General features: G+C 66.7%; 17 protein-coding genes. 4 read left to right on the forward strand and 13 right to left on the reverse strand.

Annotated elements, in window-relative coordinates; genetic code table 11:
* Positions 1-40: 40 nt before the first annotated feature.
* From HZY97_RS05460 to HZY97_RS05500, 9 genes are all read right to left on the reverse strand, one after another.
* Positions 41-4,264 (reverse strand): translocation/assembly module TamB domain-containing protein, encoded by a 4,224-nt coding sequence (locus tag HZY97_RS05460; RefSeq protein WP_180141316.1) that lies wholly within the window; start codon positions 4,262-4,264, stop codon positions 41-43.
* Entirely contained in the window at positions 4,264-6,525 is a 2,262-nt protein-coding gene (locus tag HZY97_RS05465) for an autotransporter assembly complex family protein (protein ID WP_180141682.1), read from the reverse strand. Before HZY97_RS05465 ends, HZY97_RS05460 begins: the two co-directional genes overlap by 1 nt.
* 161 nt (positions 6,526-6,686) lie before the next feature.
* Positions 6,687-8,744 (reverse strand): malate synthase G, encoded by a 2,058-nt coding sequence (locus tag HZY97_RS05470; protein WP_180141318.1) that lies wholly within the window; start codon positions 8,742-8,744, stop codon positions 6,687-6,689.
* Positions 8,745-8,821: 77 nt separating this feature from the next.
* Positions 8,822-9,271, reverse strand: a complete 450-nt coding sequence (locus HZY97_RS05475) for a MarR family winged helix-turn-helix transcriptional regulator (RefSeq protein WP_180141326.1) — start codon at positions 9,269-9,271, stop codon at positions 8,822-8,824.
* Between the two features lie 26 nt (positions 9,272-9,297).
* Positions 9,298-9,621, reverse strand: coding sequence for a hypothetical protein (locus HZY97_RS05480; protein ID WP_180141328.1), 324 nt, complete (start codon positions 9,619-9,621; stop codon positions 9,298-9,300).
* Positions 9,618-11,030 (reverse strand): coniferyl aldehyde dehydrogenase, encoded by a 1,413-nt coding sequence (locus HZY97_RS05485; protein WP_180141330.1) that lies wholly within the window; start codon positions 11,028-11,030, stop codon positions 9,618-9,620. Before HZY97_RS05485 ends, HZY97_RS05480 begins: the two co-directional genes overlap by 4 nt.
* Entirely contained in the window at positions 11,027-11,785 is a 759-nt protein-coding gene (locus HZY97_RS05490; protein ID WP_180141332.1) for an SIMPL domain-containing protein, read from the reverse strand. The genes HZY97_RS05485 and HZY97_RS05490 overlap by 4 nt, the downstream gene beginning before the upstream one ends.
* 29 nt (positions 11,786-11,814) lie before the next feature.
* Positions 11,815-12,582, reverse strand: coding sequence for an A24 family peptidase (locus tag HZY97_RS05495; RefSeq protein ID WP_180141333.1), 768 nt, complete (start codon positions 12,580-12,582; stop codon positions 11,815-11,817).
* Complete coding sequence (locus tag HZY97_RS05500) at positions 12,572-12,847, reverse strand: hypothetical protein (protein ID WP_257214879.1); 276 nt, start codon at positions 12,845-12,847, stop codon at positions 12,572-12,574. Before HZY97_RS05500 ends, HZY97_RS05495 begins: the two co-directional genes overlap by 11 nt.
* A gap of 72 nt (positions 12,848-12,919) precedes the next feature.
* Between HZY97_RS05500 and HZY97_RS05505 the strand changes: the two genes are divergently transcribed.
* The gene (locus HZY97_RS05505) at positions 12,920-14,107 is read left to right on the forward strand and encodes an acetyl-CoA C-acyltransferase (RefSeq protein WP_180141335.1); all 1,188 of its coding nucleotides are present in this window, start codon (positions 12,920-12,922) and stop codon (positions 14,105-14,107) included.
* Entirely contained in the window at positions 14,107-14,391 is a 285-nt protein-coding gene (locus HZY97_RS05510) for a hypothetical protein (protein WP_180141337.1), read from the forward strand. The genes HZY97_RS05505 and HZY97_RS05510 overlap by 1 nt, the downstream gene beginning before the upstream one ends.
* A gap of 7 nt (positions 14,392-14,398) precedes the next feature.
* Here HZY97_RS05510 and HZY97_RS05515 read toward each other — a convergent pair whose 3' ends face one another.
* Together HZY97_RS05515 and HZY97_RS05520 are read right to left on the reverse strand one after the other, a co-directional pair.
* The gene (locus HZY97_RS05515; protein WP_180141339.1) at positions 14,399-14,788 is read right to left on the reverse strand and encodes a hypothetical protein; all 390 of its coding nucleotides are present in this window, start codon (positions 14,786-14,788) and stop codon (positions 14,399-14,401) included.
* A 10-nt stretch (positions 14,789-14,798) separates the two neighbouring features.
* Positions 14,799-15,275, reverse strand: a complete 477-nt coding sequence (locus tag HZY97_RS05520) for an SH3 domain-containing protein (RefSeq protein WP_180141341.1) — start codon at positions 15,273-15,275, stop codon at positions 14,799-14,801.
* A 97-nt stretch (positions 15,276-15,372) separates the two neighbouring features.
* Between HZY97_RS05520 and HZY97_RS05525 the strand changes: the two genes are divergently transcribed.
* Both HZY97_RS05525 and HZY97_RS05530 read left to right on the forward strand, forming a co-directional pair.
* The gene (locus HZY97_RS05525; protein WP_180141343.1) at positions 15,373-16,371 is read left to right on the forward strand and encodes a D-glycerate dehydrogenase; all 999 of its coding nucleotides are present in this window, start codon (positions 15,373-15,375) and stop codon (positions 16,369-16,371) included.
* A 159-nt stretch (positions 16,372-16,530) separates the two neighbouring features.
* Positions 16,531-16,944, forward strand: a complete 414-nt coding sequence (locus tag HZY97_RS05530; protein ID WP_257214880.1) for a PilZ domain-containing protein — start codon at positions 16,531-16,533, stop codon at positions 16,942-16,944.
* Positions 16,945-17,016: 72 nt separating this feature from the next.
* Here HZY97_RS05530 and HZY97_RS05535 read toward each other — a convergent pair whose 3' ends face one another.
* Together HZY97_RS05535 and HZY97_RS05540 are read right to left on the reverse strand one after the other, a co-directional pair.
* A complete protein-coding gene (locus tag HZY97_RS05535; protein ID WP_180141352.1) occupies positions 17,017-18,420 on the reverse strand; it encodes a nitronate monooxygenase in 1,404 nt (467 codons plus the stop codon).
* Between the two features lie 63 nt (positions 18,421-18,483).
* Positions 18,484-19,617, reverse strand: coding sequence for a glycosyltransferase (locus HZY97_RS05540; protein WP_180141354.1), 1,134 nt, complete (start codon positions 19,615-19,617; stop codon positions 18,484-18,486).
* Between the last annotated feature and the right edge of the window lie 25 nt (positions 19,618-19,642).

The raw sequence follows: 19,642 nt of genomic DNA on the forward strand, positions 1-19,642 counted from the left end.
CCGATCTGTTTACACCACTGTAAGCAGAAAACGCGCGGGCTCAATAATCCCTAGAATATTTGAGGCTGACGCTCGACCCGCCGAAGGTGCCCGCCGCCGAGAGCAGGCTGAGCGTGCGGCTGAGCGAGATCTCGAGCTGGGTGGCGGTGAAGCCCTTCGCGTCGGTGATGATCTCCACATAAATGTCGTTGGTGATGTACTTGCCCGCCGCCAGCGCAGTGCCGCGCCCGCTGACATCGTCGGCGCCAAGGATGCGCAGCCGGTCGATGCCTGTCGCCGACTTGAGCTGACCAAGCGGATTGAGCCCGCCGCCCGAGCCGCTCAGCGACTGGAGCGCCGCGGCAAGCTGGATCGCCTCGGTCGCGGTCAGATTGGTCACGTTGGTGCCGAAGAACAGCCGCGACAGCACTTCCTCCTGCGGCAGGCTGGGCGAGGAGGTGAACGCGATCTGCGGCTGCTGCGCAGTGCCCGAGACATTGAGGATCGCCGTGACGCCCTCCGCCGTGGTGTTGCCTTCGATGTCGATCGTCGGGTTACTGAGCTCGGCACCCTGGAAGCGGATCGTGCCGCGCGTGATCGTGAAGCGGCGGCTGGCGAAGCTGTAGGTGCCGCGCACGATCTCTAGATTGCCGCGAATGTCGGGCGCGAGCGTGGTGCCGCGCACGGTGATCCGCGAGCGCCATTCCGATTCCAGCCCCATGCCGGTGACGAACAACCGGTTGTCGGCGTCGATACGCAGATTAAGGTCGAAATCGCCGAACGAGCGTAGCACGCGCGTGGGCTTCTGGTCGGCATCGACCATGTCGCTCTTGCGGCGCACGCCGGTCAGCTCGGGCACCTCCGCGGCGCCCTGGCGGATGATCTGGTAATGGGCTTCGGGGATCGTCAGCCGGCCCTCGATCTTCGAGACCTCGGGGTTCTTGGTGACGGTGATCTTGCCCGTCGCCGTCGCCCCCAGCGCGTCGCTACGGGCGATACGGGCATTGTCGAGATCGGCGGTGATCGCGATCGGATAGCCGTTCGCCGAGGACAGGCTGACCTTGCCCTGCGCCTTCACCGTGCCGTCGCCAGCCTTGGCGGTGAGCGAGTTGAGCAGGAACTCGTCGTTCGAGAAGCTGCCGTCGATCTGCACCGCGGTCAGCCGCGTGCCGAAATTCTCATTTTCGTAAGTGAGGTTGGTCGCACGGACCACGCCGGTAAGTCGTGGCTCCTCGACCTTGCCGGAGAAGTCCGCCGCGATGCCGATCGGCCCGTCGAGCTGCTGGCCGGTGAGCCCCGCCAGCGAGAACGGTACCGCCGCAGGACCATTGTAGCGGATACCGCCCGAAAGCGGCGCGGCGAACATGCGCTCGGTCCAGCTGCCTGCTTCCGGCCCGAGCGGGCTGAGCGTCGCCACCACCCGGCCGATCGTGCTGCTGCCGCGCCTGATCAGCGCGCGCGCGTCGCCGCCGTCGGGCAGCAGCTTGCCGACGAAACTTACGTCCACCGCAGTCGAGACGCTGGCCAGGCTGGCACGCGTAAAGTCCTTGATCTCCAGCCGCGCATCGGCGCTTGGGAAGGCGCTCGGCGAAGTCTGCGCGAAGTCGAGGCTGCCGCTCGCGCTGCCGCCGATGCCGAGATCGGGGACGAAGGCGTTGACCACCGCCAGATCCATGCTGTCGAGCCGGGTCTGCAGCACCATGCCCTTGCCATAGCTGCCCGCCAGTCGCGCGCTGCCCTTGTCAAAATCCACCTTGGTGGGGAGCAGATGATAGGTGCCGTCGCGGATCTCGACTCGCGCCGGCTGGGCGGTGTGGAAGTTCACCCCGCTGCCCTGTCCCTGCAGCGCCACCAGCCACTCGTTCGGCGCGAGCTTCGCATTGGCGGCGATCTGGAAGGGTACCCCCGTAGAGCCATTGGCGAACACCTGCGCGGTGCCGCTTCCCCCGGCATAAGCGATCTTCGCCCGCCCGGTCTTCAGCACGAACTTGCCCTGGCGCAGATTGGCGACCTGAACGTCGCCGTTGATCTGCGGCATGTCGGCCAGCACGATATTGCCCGCGATCAGCGCCCGGCCGATCGTCAGCCCGGCCTGGCCGGGGATCTTGGCGTTGGAAGCGGTCGCCTTCACATCCGCCCGCTGGAGCTTGCCTTCGGCTGACAGCGCCGCCCGCCCGACCACGCCCGATCCGTTGAACGCCAGCTCGCCCTCGAACGGCCCGGCCCCGGTCTGCGCGAGCTTGCCGGTGATATCCATGCCGGCAAAGCGCCCCGAATTGATGTCGATCGCCAGCCGGTTGCCGGTGCGCACCAGCACATCGGCGTTGAACGGCCCGTAGTCGGTGTCGCCCTTGGCGAGCACCGCCCAGGCATTGCCGCGGCCGCGCACCTGCGCCTCGAGATTGACCAGCCCGATGCCGAGCCCCGGTTTCGCTGCCTTGAGCAGCACCACCGGCGCGTTGAGCGTGCCCGTCACCCGCGCAGTCAGCGGGCCGTACTGGTCGGACACCGCATCGGCGTTGATCAGGATCGGCCCCGCCGGATCATACCGCCCGGAGCCTCGCAACACCCGGAACTGCGGCGCCTTCAGCTTCACGTCGCTGATGCTGACGATGCCCTTGGGATCGAGCACCAGCCGCGCCGAGGCGACTGCGTTGCCGCCCAGGAACTGGCGCGCGCCGTCGCTGAAGATCTTGCGGGTGTTGCCGGCGATATGCCCCTTGATCCCCCAGCCACCGCCGGGCGCCGCGTAAAGTTCGGCATCGGTCTTGAGGTCGACCACGCCGACCCCGTCGATCTGATAATCGTTCACCCGCCCCTTGAGTGCGCCGGTATAGCGCCCGCGCCCGACATCGGCGGCGACGATCGCAGTCGCGTCGATCTTGTCCGAACGCAGGCGCAGATTGTCCGAGAGGATCTGCTGGCCGGAGATGGCGAGATCGCCATTCACCGTCAGGTTGGTCACCAGCCCGCCGGCCGCGGCATTCAGCCCCGAGACCCGCGCCGCGCGCGCCCTGACCGGCACGAGGATGCGATTGGCATCGACCCGCGCCTGCCCCTCGGCATAGAGCTTCTCGGCGACCATCTCCCCAAAGCCGAGCGCGGCGGCGGAGAGCTTGTAATCGACCACCGGCCGGTTGAACGCGCCGTCGAGCGCCAGCGAGGCGCGCACCGATCGCCCGACCAGGTTCGGCGCGATCGCCCCGGCCTTGAGCAGGATCGCGTCGATCTTGAGATCGTGGAACTGGTTGTGGCCGAGATCGATCTTGCCAGTCGCTTCTGCCGACAGCGCATCCGAGTGCAGCTTGACCACGCCGTCCGCCACCCGGTCCGCCCATTTGGCGTCCAGGTCGAGATCGAGCTGCGGCGATGCCAGCCGCTCGACCGGTCCCTTCAGCCAGAGCCCGGGATGCAGCGGCCCGCGCAGCTGGAAGCGGCCATTGGTCGCGACGAGATCGAGGTTGGCGAGTTCGCTGCCCCCCAGCGTGCCGAGCGCCTTGCCCTGCCAGCGCGCCCAGTCGCCCTTGCCGTTGACGGCAAGCGTGAGCGGCGCCTCTAGCCCGGCCAGCCCGGCGACCAGTCCCTTTGCGGGCGCGTCGAGCTTCAGGTCGATGTCGAGCCTGTTGGCCTGCGGCGTCGCATCGAGCGTCAGCGCGAGCTTGTCGCCGCCAGCCACGCCCGGCGCGGTCAGCGTGCCGCCGTCGAGCACCAGCTGCGCACGCCCATCGGCCAGATGCGCCTTGCCGGCCAGCCGCCCGAGATAGCGCGCGCGGCCATCGACTTCCTTGGCAATGTCGATCCGCGCAACATTCAGCCGGCCGACATCGATATTGAGATCGGGCAGCAGTGGAGCATTCGGGTCTCCGGAAGGCTTGAGCGCCGGTAGCCGGAGCAGCTTCACTTCGGGGCTGGTCGCACTGCGCACGTCGATGCGGTTCTTCAGATAGGCGAAGGGGCGCCAGTCCAGACGGATCTCGCGCGAGGTAGCGAATACCCCCTTGATGTCGCGCACCTGCACGTCGCGCAGGATCATCGCCCCGTAGAGCGATCCGTCGATCCGACCGATGCGGAAGTTGAGTCCGGATCCCAGCGTCAGCCGCGCGATCTGGTCGGCCACGAAGCGGCGTCCCGGCTGGGTGTTGATCCCAAAGAACAGCGCGCTCACCGCCAGCGACAGGCCGGCAAGCGCAATCCCCGCCCATTTCACCACCCGCTGCCAAAGCGGGCGGCGAATCACCACGACCTCAGGCTCGGGCACGACGGCTTCGGGCGTCTCGTCCGCCATCAAAAGGCCTGCCCGATCGAGATGTAGAGCGCGATCTTGGACTCGCCCGGCTTGCGCTTGATCGGCGTCGCCACATCGACGCGGATCGGACCGAAATTGGTGTAGAGCCGCCCGCCAATGCCCGCGCCGAAGCGCATGTCCTTGCCGGTGGGGTAGATGCCCTCATAGACTTGGCCGGCGTCGATGAACGGCACGATGCCGTAATTGCCGAAGCGGTAGCGCGCCTCGATCGCAAACTCGTTGAAGCTGCGTCCGCCCACCGGCTTGCCGTCGGGCGATCGGGGGCCAAGCTCCTGATAGCCGAAGCCGCGCACCGATCCGCCGCCACCGGCATAATAACGGCGCGAGGGCGGCAGATCGTCGCGCGCGATCCCCACGATCGATCCGACCCGCGCCCGCCCGGCCACGACGATGCTGGGCGTCACCGGCTGGTAGTAAGTGCCCTCGAGCATGAAGCGCCCATAAGGCCGCGCCGCGCCGCGCACCGAGGTCTCGGGGCTGGCATTGCCCTTGATCCTGAAGCCGCGCGTCGGATTGAGCAGATTGTCCGAGCTGTCATAGCCCAGGAACAGCGGCGCCGCCGCAATCAGCCAGGTGCCGCGATCGCGCTGGTTCGTATTGTAGTTCCAGCGGTCCTCATTGGTGCCGACCAGCTCGACGCCGTAGAAATAGGTCCAGTGCTTCTGCCACAGCGGCGTTGAATCGCGCGAGACGCGGGCAGAGAGCGTGCTGGTATAGGCCTCGTAGGCGTCATAATCCTTGTGGTTCGCGGCCAGGCTGAATTGCAGCGTCCGGTCGCGCTGGCGCCAGTTTGAGCGGCGGAAGGTGGTAGTCAGCCCCTGTTCCTGCGTGCCGACCACGCCCGATACGATCAGCGCGCCTTCGGGCGGGAACAGGTTGCGGTGCGTCCAGCTGCCGGTCAGGCGAACACCCTCCCCGGTCGAATAGCCGATCTCGGCAGCAAGCGTGCGCGGCCGGCCGGGGTTCTGGCGGACGAGCAGGTCGACCACTTCGGTGCCGTCCGGCCCCGCCTGGCCGGTGCGCACCGGCTCGACCGAGACGGTGGAGAACAGGCTGGTCGCGATCATCGCCGCGCGCAGATCATCGACTGCGCGTACGTCGTAGATGTCGCCGGGCTTGTAGCGCCGCAGCACGCGGATGTGATCGGCACCGAACGCCGGTTCGCGCACACGGCGCTGGCGGCGGGTGCGGCGATCGGTGGTGGTGACGGTGCTCTTGTCGGCACTTGCCGCGGGATCGGAACTACCAGCGCCGCGACCGGTCATGTTGGTCGAGCCGACTTCGGTGCGCACGTCGCCGAACACCGCGCGCGGCCCCAGCTCGATCGGCAGCGTATAGTCACCGATCTGCGTCTCGCCATCGAGCAGGATGTCGCGCTGGCCGACCTTGAAGAACGGATAGCCCTGTTGCGGCAGCCGGAGCGCGACATTGGCCTCGGCGCCCTGGATGCGCTCGGCTTCGATCGGATCGCCGGGATTGAGGTTCAACTCGCGCAACAACAGCCCGGGCGGCACCGTGGGATCGCCATCCACCTTGACGTCGCCCAGCCGGTAGAGCGGACCAGGCGTCACGCTGATCGTCGCGCGCACCGCGCCCTGCCGCGCCGGATCGGGCTCGACAGTGGAGATCGCGGTGGCGTCGTAATAGCCGCGCGAACTGAGCAGCCGGACCGCGAGCTTCTCGTCCTCACGCGCCCGCGCCGCCACCATCGCCGTATTCGCCGCGCGCCCGCCGCCATTCTCCAGCGCAGAGAGATCCTCGAACAGATCCTCCAGTCCCAGCGCGGACAGGCCCTCTTCCTTGGTCGAATAGCGGATCGTCGGCGATTTCTTGTCGGCGGTCTTGTCCTCCACCGCGGGCTCGACCTTGAACTCCGCGAGCGGCGGCAGCGGCTTGGCGAATTCGGCGTCCTCGGCCGGGGCGGCGGCGAAGGTCTCCTCGGCCTGTTGCTGGATCTGCTGGGTCGCCTGGCCCTGCGTGGTCGGCGTTGGTGCCGGCGCGCCGCCGGTGGGCGAGGGCAGCGCCTCGAGCGGCGCGTTGATGTCGCCCTCGATCTTGGGCATCGCCGCCTCGAATTGTGCGTCCGGCACGATCGGGCTCTCGTCCACCGGCGTGACGATAACGGTGCCGTCCTGCGCGGGCACAGGCGCTGGGGTCGGGGTTACGGAAGGCGCAGGTGCTGGGCCGGAGGGCGGCGCACCCTGCCCCGGCTTGGGATCCGATATCTGGGCATGCGCCATGGCCGGCAGGAATGCCGTGCCGGCGAGCGCCGCCAGCCAAATCCGCTTAACCCCTTTACGCAACTGGCTCCCTTTCGAGCCGTCTTCCTAGCCCGGCCCTCTCGCATGCGTAACGACCCAAATGCGCTTTGGGTCCGCTGCTTTGCGATTAACCAAGGATTTCAGCGCGCTACTGCCTTCGCTTCGGCGCGAAACCTGTGGAGAAGTGGTTCGGTATAGCCATTGGGCTGCTCGACCCCCTCGAACACCAGCGCCCGCGCCGCCTTAAAGGCCAAGCTGGCCTCCTCATTGCCCGCCATCGGCCGGTAAAGCGGGTCGTCGGCGTTCTGGCCGTCGACCTTCGCCGCCATCCGCTTGAGCGCCGCCTCGACATCCTCCGCCTGCGCGACGCCGTGGAGCAGCCAGTTCGCCATATGCTGCGAGGAGATGCGCAGCGTCGCCCGGTCTTCCATCAGGCCGACATCATGGATGTCGGGCACCTTCGAGCAGCCAACCCCCTGGTCGATCCAACGCACGACATAGCCGAGCATGCCCTGGGCATTGTTGTCGAGCTCCTGCGCCACTTCCTCGGCCTGCCAGTTGCGTCCGATCGCCAGCGGCACGGTGAGCAGCGGCGTAAGGCTCGGGATCGCCTCGCCGGCAATCTCCTTCTGCCGAGCAAAGACATCGACCTGATGATAATGGAGCGCGTGCAGCGTCGCCGCGGTCGGGCTCGGCACCCAGGCGGTGTTGGCGCCACTCATCGGATGCGCGATCTTCTGCGCGAGCATGTCCGCCATCCGGTCCGGCGCCGCCCACATGCCCTTGCCGATCTGCGCTTTGCCGCTGAGACCACAGGCGAGGCCGATACGGACATTGCGGTCCTCATAGGCCTTGATCCAGTCGGCCCCCTTCATCTCGCTCTTGGGCACCATCGGCCCGGCGCGCATGCTGGTGTGGATTTCGTCGCCGGTGCGATCGAGGAAGCCGGTATTGATGAACACGATGCGATCACGAACGGCGTGAATGCACGCCGCGAGATTGGCCGAGGTCCGCCGCTCCTCGTCCATCACCCCGACCTTGATCGTGTGGCGCGGCAGCACGAGCAAATCCTCGACCGCGTCGAACAGCCGGTTGGTGAAGGCGCATTCCTCTGGCCCGTGCATCTTGGGCTTGACGATATAGACCGAGCCGGTGCGGCTGTTGCGATAGCGGCCGAGCCCGCGCAGGTCGTAGAGCGCGATCGTGCTGGTCAGGATCGCATCGAGCACCCCCTCCGGCGCCTCGCGTCCATCGGCGAGATGGAGCGCCGGGGTGGTCATCAGATGCCCGACATTGCGCACGAACAGCAGCGCACGGCCCGGCAACCCGCCGCGATCCGGGTTGAGCCGCCGCGTGAGCGTCTTGCCGCCCTTGTCGAAGCTCTCCTCCAGATCGCCCCGCATCAGCCCCAGCCAATTGGCATAGGCGGCAACCTTGTCCTCGGCATCGACCGCGGCGATCGAATCCTCAAGGTCGACGATCGCCGTCAGCGCGCTTTCGAGGAGCACATCGGCGATGCCGGCGGGATCGGTGCGACCGATAGGATGGTCGTAGTCGATGACGACTTCGATATGCAGGCCGTTGTGGCGAAACAGGTAGGACTTGCCATTCCGGCCGACCAATTGGCTCCGGTCCGCGAGATAGACATCGATATCGTCATCGCAATCCAGATCGGCCCAGCTCCCGCTTGCCAGCGGCACCGCTTCGTCGAGGAACGCCTTGGCGAATGCGATCACCTGGCTCCCGCGTTCGACATCATAGCCGCCTGGCTTCGCCGATCCCGGCAGCGCGTCGGTGCCGTAGAGCGCATCGTACAGGCTCCCCCAGCGCGCATTGGCGGCGTTGAGCACGAAGCGCGCGTTGAGGGCCGGCACGACCAGCTGCGGCCCCGCCATCGTTGCGATCTCGGGATCGACATTGCGCGTGCCGATCGCGAACGGCGCCGGCTCTTCGACCAGATAGCCGATCTCACGCAGGAAGCCCTCGTCGCCTGAAAGCCCCGGATTCACGTCGATCATCGCCTGGATCGCGTCGCGCGTCGCCAGCAGCGCGCGGTTCTCGGGCGCGAACTTGGCGAAGATCTCCGCCACGCCCGCCCACCAACCGTCAGGCGCGATATCGAGCCCCGGCAGCACCTGTTCCTCGACAAAGCGCGCGAGCGGCTCGGCGACGGACAGGCCGGAACGAATGACGGTCATGAAAATCCTCCTGCGACACGGATACTGCGTTCGCCTGGGGAGGGCATGTCCCGCTTAGGCGATAGCCATGCCCGGGATCAAGGCTTCTCCTCGATCGCCTCGACCGCCGCCTCGATCCGATCGAGCATTTCGCGCAATTGCAGCCGTTCCTCGCGGGTGAAGCCGGCGAACACCTGGCGCTCCAGCTCGAGCGCCTTGGGGGCGACTTCCTCGTACAGCTCCCAGCCCGCCCTGCTCAGCGTCAGCAAATGCGAGCGCTGGTCGCCCGGATTGCTCGCCCGGCTGATCAGCCCGCGTTCGGACAGCGCGATCGCTGCCCTGCTGACGGTGACCTTGTCCATCCGCGTCCGCCCGCACAGCGCCTGCTGGCTCATCGCCCCACCCTCGGCCAGAATCGTCACCAGCCGCCATTCGGGGATCTTGAGCCCGAACAAGGCGCGATAGGCGCTCGCCACGGCATCGGAGACCGCGTTGGACGCGATCGACAGGCGATAGGGCAGGAAATCGTCGAGCTTCAAAGCGGACATATCGTGAACCTATTTATCGTATTTTGTTACACGCAACTGACAACGGTGGACAGTTGCGTTTTTTGCAATGCTACCGGTAACACAACGCACTTGCGATATATTCCGCTGCGATGCACAAAGATCGGGCCTTTCAGGCATCCTCTCCTAAGACTTTCACGGCCGTCCTTCGGGGCGGCCTTTTTTTGGCTCTCGTCCCGGCGAGTTGCCCAGCGCCACAATGCGCGCACGCCATGGCCTAGCGCGTATTCGAACACGCCATAGACGAGCAGGAGCAGGCACAGCGCCACCACCCCCAGCCAGGGGAACGGCGCCTTCGGCGCGCCCAGCGAAGAGATGATTGCATCGATCATTTCATCTGCCGTTTGATCGTCGCTCGCGTCGCCTTGCCATAAGGCGGCTTCATCCCCGCGAGCCCGGCCACGTCGATCCGCGGCTGGCTGTACACCGCCTTGGCGTGACTGAAGGTGCGGAAGCCGATCTCGCCATGATAGGCGCCCATGCCCGACGGCCCGATACCGCCGAAGGGCAGCTCTTCCTGGCTGACATGGAAGATCACGTCGTTCACCGTCGCGCCGCCCGAGATCGTCCGGTCGAGTACCTGGCGCCGTTCGGCCTTGTCCTGCCCGAAATAATAGAGCGCCAGCGGCCGGTCGCGCCGGTTAACCTGGCCGATCGCCTCCTCGATATGGGCGTAGCTGCGCACCGGCAGGATCGGCCCGAAGATTTCCTCCTGCATCACCATCATGTCGTCGGTGGCGCCGCGGACGATATGAAGCGGCAGCTTGCGGCTGTTCGACGCCGCGAAATCCTCGCCCGCCGGATTGACCGCGATCACCTCGGCGCCCTTGGCCCGGGCATCGTCGATCCAGCCGGTGAGCCGCTCATAATGCCGGTCGTTGATCACCGCAGTGTAGTCCGGGTTCGCCAGCAGCGTCGGATACATGCGCGATGCCGCGGCGACGAGACCGTCGACGATCGCCGCCTCCTTCTCTTCGGGCACCAGCACATAGTCCGGCGCCAGGCAGATCTGCCCGGCATTGAGCATCTTGCCCAACGCCACTCGCTCCGCCGCCTGGTCGATATTGGCCGATCGCCCGACCACCACCGGCGACTTGCCGCCGAGCTCGAGCGTGACCGGCACGAGATTGTCCGCCGCCGCATGCAGGATATGCCGCCCGATGCCGGTGGCACCAGTGAACAGCAGATGGTCGAACGGCAGTTCCGCGAACGCCTTGCCCACTTCCGGGCCGCCGCTCACAAAGGCCAGCTCTTCGGGCGCGAAATAGCGCGCCGCCAGTTCTTCCATCAGCGCAGCCGTAACCGGCGTATATTCGCTGGTCTTCACCATCGCCCGGTTGCCCGCGGCAAACACGCCCGACAGCGGGCTCATCACCAGTTGCACCGGGAAATTCCACGGCGCGATGATCCCCACCACACCCTTGGGCTGATATTCGATCCGCGCCCGCCCGCCGAGCAGTCCGAGCGGAAACATCGCCGGCTTGCGGCTCGGCTTCGACCAGCGCTTGAGATGCTTGAGCGCATGGTTGAGCGGCCCCACCGACGCGGCAATGTCAGTGATCATCGACTGCTCACGGCTGCGATGCCCGAAATCCTCGCTCAGCGCGTCGCACAGCTTGTCGGCATTCTCCGAGACCATCGCGATCGCCCGCTTCAGCCGGTCGCGCCGCGCCTCCAGCGGCACGGGCAGTTCGGCCATGAAGGCAGCGCGCTGGGCGTCGAGCAGGTCGCGCATGCTCATCGCACGATCTCGTAGCTCAGATTCAGCCGGGCTGTGATCGTCACCTTGTCCGGTGTGATCGCGACGGGCACCGACGCGTAGCTCCGCACCCCATCTGCGGTCGACACGCGCGGCAAGATCCCGAGATCCTCCGCGATGATGCCGTCACGCATGTCGGCGTCGCTCACGCGCAGCAGTGGCCCCAGCTTCGCGCCCGAGGCGCTGGCAATGGCTTCTGCCTGTATCTTGCCGTTGGCGATCGCCATTGCCATTGCCTGGCGCCGCGCCGCCGCCGGATCGATCAGCCCGAAACCGCTCAAATTCACGTCGCTCCCACCGGCCTGTGCAATCAACCCTGTGAGCGTCCCTGCCCGCGCGACCGGCGAAAGCTTAACGGTTACGCCGATCTCCGCGATATAGCCCTGCACCGCGCACGCGCCGGTCGACAGGCGCGGCATCATCGAATTGCGCTGGCAATCACCACTGCGCACTTCCTGAATGCGCATCTGGCCGGTGCGCAAATCGAGCTTGAGATCGCGAAAGCTCGCCAGCGCGTCTTCGACGGCCTGTTTGCGCGCCACGAGGGCCTTGGTCGCCGCGTCGGCGGTCGCGCCTTCGCCGCGCACCGAATAGCGGATCGTCGCGGTTTCGGGTGGAATCTCCAGCGTGCCGATGGCGACCAGGTCGATCCGCGGCTCCGCCTTTTCCTGCGCCGCGGCACCGCCGCCGATGAACGCGCCCAGCATCACTCCCGCACCCAGCATCACGCACCGCATGTCTCGCTCTCCCTCTTTTCGGGCAGAGCCTAGACCGGCATCGGCCCCAACGCCAAGCCAAGCCACACCGCGAATGCTGCCGCCGCGAGCATCACGCCGAACGGCAGCCTGTCCGTAGCGGTCACCTTTCTGCCGCCGAGCATCAGCCCGATCACGCCCGCCAGCCCGATCAGGCAGGCCGCGAGCAGCACCAAAGGCAGCGCATGCCAGCCGAGCCACAACCCGATCCCGCCGAACAATTTCGGGTCGCCCCCGCCCAGCCCCTGCCGTCCACGTAGCCGCCGATAGCCCCAGGCGACCAGCCACAGCACGCCGAACCCCGCCGCGCCACCGATCAGCCGCTCGTCCAGCGGCGGGTCCAGCCCGAGCAGACCGGTCGCCAGCCCCGTCGCCGCCAGCGTCGCGGTCAGCACATTGGGCAGCCACAAGGCGGCGACGTCCAATGCCGCCAGCGTCAGCAGCAGCCAGCCGAACACCGCGCCTGCCGCCCCTGCCGGTTCGGGCGAAGCGATCGCCGCGGCCACACCGATCGCGCCGCCGATCAGCTCGGTCAGCAAATGGCTGATCGCGATCGGCTTGGCGCAGCCCCGGCAGCGGCCGCGCTGGAGCAAATAGCTCAGCACCGGCACCAGTTCGCCCGCGCGCAATCCCTTGCCGCAGCTGTCGCATTCGGATCGCCCGCGCGAGATCACCCGCCCCTCGGGCCAGCGGATCGCCAGCGTCGCGATGAAGCTGCCGAAGACCAGCCCCAGCACGCCGAGCAGCACCGCCCAGCCCCAGGCCGGATCAATCGTCATCGCGCGGCTTTCGCTTGCGGATCAGGTAGCGCCACACGCCGAAGCAATTGATCCCGAACAGCACGATATTCTGCGTCCAGAGCGGCTCGTCCTTGGTCATCAGCGCACCGGCGATCCAGGCGATGCTCGAGGTGACGAACAGCGCGAAGCCCCGCCCCGTCCAGCGCCGCCCAAGGTCGAGTGACACCAGAAACGCCGCGATGATCCCGCTGATCGAGGCATACCATTTGAGAATCTCGATCAGCGTCATGGTCGGTCCTGTCATGCCGGTGCGCGCGGCTTTTGCAAACCGTCGCATCAGTTACTAGATCGGCGCCAACACATGAGAGGATCCAATATGTCCGCCGACCCCGTCGTCATCGCTTCCTATGCCCGCACCCCGATGGGGAGCTTTCAGGGCGCGCTGAGCGACGCCACCGCCACCGATCTTGGTGCCGCCGCCGTCGGCGCCGCGGTCGAACGCGCCGGGCTGAAGGGCGATGCGATCGAGCGGATCTATATGGGCTGCGTCCTCCCCGCCGGCCTCGGCCAGGCGCCCGCGCGCCAGGCGGCGCTCAAGGCCGGCCTGCCCAACCATATCGAGGCGACGACGATCAACAAGATGTGCGGATCGGGCATGCAGGCGGCGATCATGGCCGCCGAGGCCCTCGCCGCCGGCTCGGTCGACCTGCTTATCGCGGGCGGCATGGAGAGCATGACCAACGCGCCCTATCTGTCGCTGCGCCACCGCGCCGGCGCGCGCATCGGCCATGACGTGCTCAAGGATCACATGTTCCTCGACGGGCTCGAAGATGCCTATGAGCCCGGCAAACTGATGGGCAATTTCGCCGAGGAAGTGGCGCAGGAATATCAGTTCACCCGGGCGGCGCAGGACGATTTCGCCATCGCCTCGCTCGAGCGCGCCAAGGCCGCTCAGGCCAGCGGTGCGTTCGACCGCGAGATCGCTCCCGTCGAAGTGAAGACCCGCAAGGGTGTGGTCGCCGTCACCTTCGACGAGCAGCCCGCCAAGGGTGACCCTGCCAAGATCCCGACGCTCAAGCCCGCTTTCTCGAAGGACGGCACGATCACCGCAGCCAATGCCTCGTCGATCTCGGACGGCGCCGCCGCGCTGGTGATGACCCGGATGAGCGTCGCCGAGAAGCTGGGCCTTACCCCGGTCGCCCGCATCGTCGCGCACGCCGCGCATGCCCACGCCCCGTCGCGCTTCACCACCGCGCCGGTATTCGCGATGCAGAAGGCGCTGGCCAAGGCGGGCTGGACGACGGGCGATGTCGACCTGTTCGAAGTCAACGAAGCCTTTGCCGCGGTCGCGATGATCGCGATGCAGGAGCTGTCGCTCAGCCATGACGTGCTCAACGTCAATGGCGGCGCCTGCGCGCTCGGCCACCCGATCGGCGCCAGCGGCGCGCGCGTCCTCGCCACCCTGCTCTCCGCGCTCGAGGCGCGCGGCGCGCGGCGCGGCCTCGCCTCGCTCTGTATCGGCGGCGGCGAAGCGACCGCGATGGCCGTGGAACTGCTGGACTGATGGTCTTCGATCTTCGAGGCGCGCTGCTCAAAAAGGCCGAGGTCGAATCGGCGCGCCTCGACGATTTCGAGTTCCGCCTGCGCGCCCGCACGATGCGCCTGCTCGCGCCGCTGCTCGGGGTGGAGGCCGAAGACCTGGTAGCCCGCATCGCCGTGGAACCGGACGAGGCGATCCTCGCCTCGCTCCCCGAAACCGCGCGCGCCTGGTACGAAGAGGCTCGCACCGAAGTCCGCCGCCAGCTGATCGAGGAACGCGGCGACCCGACGCCCTACAAGCTGGCCTGAGCCAGCCTCAGATCCAGTTACCGGTGAGCATCATCGCATTCAGGAAGCAGGCGAAAAAGGCGTGGCTCATCACTGCCACGCTTAGTGCCACCGCGGCCGGTCGATGGCCGCGTGCGAACCAGATCAGACCCGTCACCGCCGCTGCCGTGCCCCAGAAATAGAGGGCCAGCACCGCGCTCGCCAGCTCTGACGAGAATTTGCCCGGTGCAAGCCCGGCCAGCAGCACCGAAAGTTCGCCAAGCAGAAATGGAACGGCGAACCACGCCAGCCGCCACGATGGCCGGCGCCAGGCGAGGAACAGCCCTCCCGCTGCGCATACCAACCCGGCGAGCGGGATCAGTCCGAGCAGGCCGAAGTCCGGCACAAAAGCGGCTTGGATCATCTGGAAGAACACCATTGCAGGCGCCCTAGTTCAGCGTTTCGCCCGGGTCCGTGCCCCAGATATGGCTCTGCTCGACATAGCCGCCGCGCCCGGCGACGTCGAACCAGCACCAGCCGCTCGAGCAGCGGCTCACCCGGCCGACCACGCCCGGCGCCGCACGCCAGCTCACCCGGCCGTTGAAGCGCGGGCCGTCGCGCATCTCGGTAACGGTGCCGATCACCATCGCGGTGCGCACATCGTCGAGCAGGTTCGCCAGCATCCAGCCCTGGGTGCCGTCCGGGTCCTCGACCTTGCGCCACTCGCCATAGATGTCGATCACCTTCAGCGGCAGGCCCTTGCGCTGATAGAGCCAGTTCGACGGGTAATTGCGCCCCGGGCCGGTGCGCATCCGCGCCTTCTCGGCCTTGATCGAGACATAATAGGGCGTCTTGCGCTGGGCGAGCGCGGGAAAGGCCAGCCCGAGCGTGATGACGCCGAGCACGAGCCATTTCCAGAAACGCATGCGACCCCCGTTCAATTTGTGAGCCAGCCGTTTACCCCGACCATGCCCCTGCCATCAACCGTTGACTGGCGCGGCGCATGCCTCCAAGCCGCCCTTTATGGCACAAGGCCCGCGCCCCTCTCGCCCCCGGGTGATCATCACCCGCGCGCTGCCCGACGGTATCGAGGCGCGCATGGCCGAATTGTTCGACGCCGTGACCAATCCCGATGACACGCCGATGCCCCGCGACGCGCTCGCCGCGGCGATGGCGGATTGCGACGTGCTGGTGCCGACAGTGACCGACCGGATCGACGCCGAACTGCTCGCCGCGGCCCCCGATCGCCTCCGCCTGATCGCCAATTACGGCGCCGGCGTCGGCCATATCGACCTCAAGGCAGCCCGCGAGCGTGGCATCGTCGTCACCAACACCCCCGGCGTGCTGACCGAAGACACCGCCGACATGACGATGGCGCTGATCCTCGCGGTGCCGCGCCGGCTGGTCGAGGGCGACGAGCTGGTCCGCACCGGCGGCTGGAAAGGCTGGGCGCCCACTTCGATGCGCGGCCACCGGATCGGCGGCAAGAAGCTCGGCATTCTCGGCATGGGCCGCATCGGCCAGGCCGTGGCGATGCGCGCCCGCGCCTTCGGGCTGCAAATCCATTATCACAACCGCCACCGCCTGCCCCAGGTGCCCGAAGCCCAGCTCGGGGCCACCTGGCATGCCGAGCTCGATACGATGCTCGAGGCGGTCGACATCCTGACGATCCACACCCCGCATACCGACAGCACCAGCGGCCTGATCGACGCGCGCGGGCTCGACCTGCTCGGGCCCAAGGGCTGGCTGATCAACACCGCCCGCGGCGAGATCGTCGACCAGGAAGCGCTCGTCGCAGCGCTTTCCGAAGGCCGCATCGCCGGCGCCGGGCTCGATGTCTATGTGGGCGAACCGGCGGTCGATCCGCGCCTGATCGCGCTCGACAATGTCGTGCTGCTCCCCCATCTCGGCTCGGCCACCTTCGAAGGCCGCGAAGACATGGGCATCAAGGTCATCGCCAATATCCGCGCCTGGTCCGACGGGCACCGCCCGCTCGATCAGGTTCTTGACGGTTGGCTGTAACGTTTATCTTATAAATACTTGCCGTTACTTGGCGCAATGTCTCCGATACGGAGCAGGTTCTACCGCGTTAACCGACCCCGGTAAGGAGTTGGAAAGCCCGTGCGTTGCGTAATAACCCTTACGCAATGACCCTTAGGGGGAATGCATGGGGGACATCCGATGCTACCAAGAGAATCCCGGCGGGAAGTCGTCATTCCCGCCCAGATGCGCAGCAAGGGGGGATGGAGTGACGTGACCATCCGCAATATCTCGCCGCACGGCATGATGCTGCTGGCGCCGTTCCCGCCCAAGCCGGGAACGCTGGTCGAGGTCCACAAGGCCTCGCTGGCACTGGTCGGCCGCGTCATCTGGGTGAAGGGCAAGACGCTCGGCATCCAGCTGGTCGAGCGGCTGAACTTCACCGCGCTGTTCCGCGCGGCGAACGAGGCCCCGGCCACCGGCCATGGCCCCGTACCCGCCACCGCCGCCCTGCCCTTCACGGGCAAGCACGGCAGCATGATCGCCTGGCTTCTCGCCGGCTCCACTCTATTGCTGGCCAGCGGCTGCGCGGCAGTCGCGCTCTGGCAAGTCTGACCGAAGTTTCCTGACGACTCTCCGAGATGCGGCACGAGCCGCGCCGGAAACCCCAAGGGTTCGCACCCAGTATCAGTCGCCCGTCAGGATCCGGTCCACCAGCTGCTTCACCGTCGGCACGAACCCGTTCGAATAGAAGGGGTCGCGCTTGAAGTTGAAGGCAGCATGCCCTGCGAACATCAGATTCTCGTCGGTCGGGCCGCCATGCGCGATGTCCTGCAGCGTCTTCTGGATGCAGAAGCTGCGCGGATCGGCCAGCCGCCCGGTCGAGTTGGTCTCGGTATCCGCCCAGGACGAAAAGGCGCACTGGCTGAGGCAGCCCATGCAATCCGCCTGATCCTTGCGGATAAGCGCCTTCTCTTCCTCGCTGACGAACACGAGCGTGTTGTCCGGCGTCTTGAGCGCCGAGGTGAAGCCGTTGCCGAACCACTGGCGCGCGCGCAGCAGGTCGTTGCGCGTCACCCAGAAATTCTTGCCCTTCACGCCCACGTCGAGCTGGAAGATATGGTCGCCGGCATGCTCGGTCGAATAGGCGATCTGGCGGTCCGAACGCGCTTCGAGGCTGCGCAGGAACGGGTTGCGCACCGCGCTCGAATAAAAGCCGGTCGGCGAGAAGCGATGCAGCAGCACGTCGCCTTCCTCGATCTCCATCAGCTTGGACTTCCAGCCCTGCGGAATCGGGCTTTCCTGGGTGAGAAGCGGGCGCGTGCCGAACTGGAAGGCGATGGTGCCGAGCTCGGGATTGTCGATCCAGTTGCTCCAGTCGCGCAGATACCAGACGCCGCCGGCCATCACGATCGGCACGGTGTCGGCGATCCCGCCCTCGCGCATCACTTCGCGCAGCTCCTTGACGCGCGGATAGGGGTCCTGCGGCTTCAGCGGGTCCTCGGCGTTCGACAGGCCGTTATGCCCGCCGGCGAGCCAGGGATCCTCATAGACCACTGCGGCCAGCCACTCGCTCGCCTTGGAATAGGCGCGCTTCCACAGCGCACGGAAGGCGCGGCCCGAGCTGACGATCGGGAGATAGTTGACGTTATACGACGCCGCGATCTCGCTGAGCTTGTAGGGCATGCCCGCGCCGCAGGTGACGCCGGCGACCATGCCGCGGGTGCGCTCGAGCACGCCGTGCAGCACGCGCTGCGCACCGCCCATTTCCCACAGCACGTTGATGTTGATCGCGCCCTTGCCGCCGCCGATCTCGAAAGCCTTTTTGACCTGCGTCACGGCGCCTTCGATCGCATATTGGATCAGCTCTTCATGGCGCTCGCGGCGGGTGAGCGCGCGATAGATTTGCGGGATGATCTTGCCTTCGGCGTCATAGCTGTCGGCATTGACCGCGGAGACCGTGCCGATACCGCCCGCGGCGGCCCAGGCGCCTGCGCTGGCATGGTTGGTGGCAGCCACGCCCTTCCCCCCCTCGACGATCGGCCAGACCTCGCGGCCGTTGTACAGGATGGGAGACAGACCCTTGAACACAGTACCTCCAATAAAATTCGCGCGAAGTTAGACGGATCAGACGCAACAAGCGAGCAACATTCGTTATTGCAGTGCGTCAGGCCGTCCCATCGCGGCGCCGTAAAGCCGCGCATAGGCGGCAATCATTTCACCTTCATCGAACAACGCACGGGCGCGCGCACGGTTCTCATCCCCGACATATACACGCTCTTCGGGGTGTTTGACGAACATGCCGATATAGTCGCGCATCAGCACTTCCATGCGCTGCGGCGGCAGGAAATGCACGTTGCGCGGGCCCACCATCTGCGGGATGTCGCCCACCATCGGCGCGACCACCGGCAGGCCGGCGGCCATCGCCTCGATCACCGAGATCGGCGCCTGCTCGCTTTTGGATGAGAGCGCAAACACATCGAACAGGCCCATATAGCGGTGCGGATCGGGCAGGAAGCCGGTCAGGATCACATCATCCTCGACCGCCATCGCCTCAGCGGCATCGAGGATCGTCTGGCGCTCGGGGCCCTCGCCCACGATCACCAGCTTGAAACGTCCGCTGAGGCCCGCCACCGCGCGGACCAGCATCGGTAGGTCCTTCACCGGGCGCAGCCCGGCGACGCAGCCGATCACCAGCGTGCCGGGCTTTTTATTCTTCAGCTGGGGGATCAGGTTCCGGTCGGGCTTGCCGGCATAGAGCTTGGTCGGCACGCCATTGGCGATGCGGAACAGCCGGTCGCGCGGCTGGCGCCAATGCTTGAGCGCGATCCGCTCGAGCACCGAGGACGGCACCACCAGTGCATTGGCGGCGGGCAGCGCGATCCGGCGATACATGTTGCGCACCGGGTTGAGCCGCTCGACTTCGTCCTGATTGAAGCCGTCCTCGTGATGCACGACCGGCGGCAGCCCCTTGCCGAACACCCGCGCCGCCATCACTCCGTCGATCGCGCCCCAATTATAGGTCAGCACCAGGTCGAAGCGGCGCATGTAGCGCGCAATCGCCTCATAGCGCGCCACCGAGGGCCGGCCGGAGAGCGGCGGCGGATCCTGGGCGATCTCGTACTTGATACCCTTGGCGATCATCTCGCGCGCCGCCAGTTGGTCGGGCATCGCCGAGACGATCGTGTGCCGCGCCTTGTCGCCGAACGCGTTCATCAGCCGAACGGCACGCGCTTCCTTGCCGCCAAGGTTGAAGGTCGAGTGGAGATGGAGAATGTGGATGGGCATCGTTGGGAGGGGTGCTTAGCGCCAT

Source organism: Sphingomonas sp. R-74633 (assembly GCF_013416555.1).
Taxonomy (GTDB): Bacteria; Pseudomonadota; Alphaproteobacteria; order Sphingomonadales; family Sphingomonadaceae; genus Sphingomonas.

Excerpts from the sequence above, each read along its gene's own strand:
- HZY97_RS05470 (WP_180141318.1), bottom strand. The coding sequence starts at position 8,744 with ATGACCGTCATTCGTTCCGGCCTGTCCGTCGCCGAGCCGCTCGCGCGC.
- HZY97_RS05510 (WP_180141337.1), top strand. The coding sequence starts at position 14,107 with ATGGTCTTCGATCTTCGAGGCGCGCTGCTCAAAAAGGCCGAGGTCGAA.
- HZY97_RS05520 (WP_180141341.1), bottom strand. The coding sequence starts at position 15,275 with ATGCGTTTCTGGAAATGGCTCGTGCTCGGCGTCATCACGCTCGGGCTG.
- HZY97_RS05485 (WP_180141330.1), bottom strand. The coding sequence starts at position 11,030 with ATGAGCATGCGCGACCTGCTCGACGCCCAGCGCGCTGCCTTCATGGCC.
- HZY97_RS05480 (WP_180141328.1), bottom strand. The coding sequence starts at position 9,621 with ATGATCGATGCAATCATCTCTTCGCTGGGCGCGCCGAAGGCGCCGTTC.
- HZY97_RS05515 (WP_180141339.1), bottom strand. The coding sequence starts at position 14,788 with ATGGTGTTCTTCCAGATGATCCAAGCCGCTTTTGTGCCGGACTTCGGC.
- HZY97_RS05495 (WP_180141333.1), bottom strand. The coding sequence starts at position 12,582 with ATGACGATTGATCCGGCCTGGGGCTGGGCGGTGCTGCTCGGCGTGCTG.
- HZY97_RS05530 (WP_257214880.1), top strand. The coding sequence starts at position 16,531 with ATGCTACCAAGAGAATCCCGGCGGGAAGTCGTCATTCCCGCCCAGATG.
- HZY97_RS05505 (WP_180141335.1), top strand. The coding sequence starts at position 12,920 with ATGTCCGCCGACCCCGTCGTCATCGCTTCCTATGCCCGCACCCCGATG.
- HZY97_RS05540 (WP_180141354.1), bottom strand. The coding sequence starts at position 19,617 with ATGCCCATCCACATTCTCCATCTCCACTCGACCTTCAACCTTGGCGGC.
- HZY97_RS05490 (WP_180141332.1), bottom strand. The coding sequence starts at position 11,785 with ATGCGGTGCGTGATGCTGGGTGCGGGAGTGATGCTGGGCGCGTTCATC.
- HZY97_RS05475 (WP_180141326.1), bottom strand. The coding sequence starts at position 9,271 with ATGTCCGCTTTGAAGCTCGACGATTTCCTGCCCTATCGCCTGTCGATC.
- HZY97_RS05465 (WP_180141682.1), bottom strand. The coding sequence starts at position 6,525 with ATGGCGCATGCCCAGATATCGGATCCCAAGCCGGGGCAGGGTGCGCCG.
- HZY97_RS05500 (WP_257214879.1), bottom strand. The coding sequence starts at position 12,847 with ATGACAGGACCGACCATGACGCTGATCGAGATTCTCAAATGGTATGCC.
- HZY97_RS05525 (WP_180141343.1), top strand. The coding sequence starts at position 15,373 with ATGGCACAAGGCCCGCGCCCCTCTCGCCCCCGGGTGATCATCACCCGC.
- HZY97_RS05460 (WP_180141316.1), bottom strand. The coding sequence starts at position 4,264 with ATGGCGGACGAGACGCCCGAAGCCGTCGTGCCCGAGCCTGAGGTCGTG.